Raw genomic sequence first — 832 nt, forward strand, 5'->3', positions numbered from 1 at the left:
CAAGTGAAAATGCCTTGTTCAAATTGGTTTTTTGTGCTATAAAACAGATTACAGCAAAGTGGAATATGCCAATCCCAGATTGGGCGGTAACCGTTTCCCAGCTAGATATTTTCTTCCCTGATAGGTTGAATTTTAGACTATGATATTCTATACTGACACAGCTCAGCGAACGTTCTCGAAAAAAATGAAAAATTTTAAAAAATATTTTGTATCGAAATATTTTGGTGGGAGAAAGTAGCTTGTTTGCTATAGTCAATTGATGAGAAGGTGGAGACGACGTCACTACCTTCTCATCAATTGACTATAGCTCAAAATATAATTAATTAGTTTGCAGGCAGTGTAGTTATATCAATACCACAAATACCCTTCATTTCATCAATATCACCACTACAATGTAGCGCTATATAATTATTATCAATTGTAATAATTTGCTTAGCAATTTTAGCTAAACTTTTGATAAATTCTGCCTTTAGTTCTGGGAAACGTGCTAAAAAGTTTTTTAGTCCTATATTATCATATCTATCTTTAACAATTCCGTAGTCAGTAAGTTTTTGTAAATCTTCATTACTTAACATATCCGTCGTAACCGTCTTCGGGTATTTTTCAAGAATTAAGTTAGCTTCTAAGTATTCAGGGTATTTATTAACAATTTCACCATGCAGAGCTCCCATACAAATATCATCTGAAACTAACGTGCCTTTAAATCCAATGGTATTTCTAATGAACTTTACGACGGTAGTCGACAAACTAGCTGGTATAGCAGCTAACATATAGGTTCATACAATAATTTTAACGTTCTACAACTTGCCTCAAATAAGGAATCTCCCCTATC

1 protein-coding gene and 1 pseudogene are annotated in these 832 nt (G+C 33.3%); one reads left to right on the forward strand and one right to left on the reverse strand.

The window, feature by feature from the left end; all coding sequences use genetic code 11:
* Positions 1-143 (forward strand): annotated as a pseudogene (locus tag RiCNE_RS08655) (IS256 family transposase); the annotation flags it as partial.
* 180 nt (positions 144-323) lie between these two features.
* On the opposite strand, the gene RiCNE_RS07120 reads toward RiCNE_RS08655, so the two are convergent.
* The gene (locus RiCNE_RS07120; RefSeq protein ID WP_094649846.1) at positions 324-770 is read right to left on the reverse strand and encodes a hypothetical protein; all 447 of its coding nucleotides are present in this window, start codon (positions 768-770) and stop codon (positions 324-326) included.
* Positions 771-832 lie beyond the last annotated feature (62 nt).

It is taken from the genome of Rickettsia endosymbiont of Culicoides newsteadi, from assembly GCF_002259525.1.
In the GTDB taxonomy this organism is placed as follows: domain Bacteria; phylum Pseudomonadota; class Alphaproteobacteria; order Rickettsiales; family Rickettsiaceae; genus Tisiphia.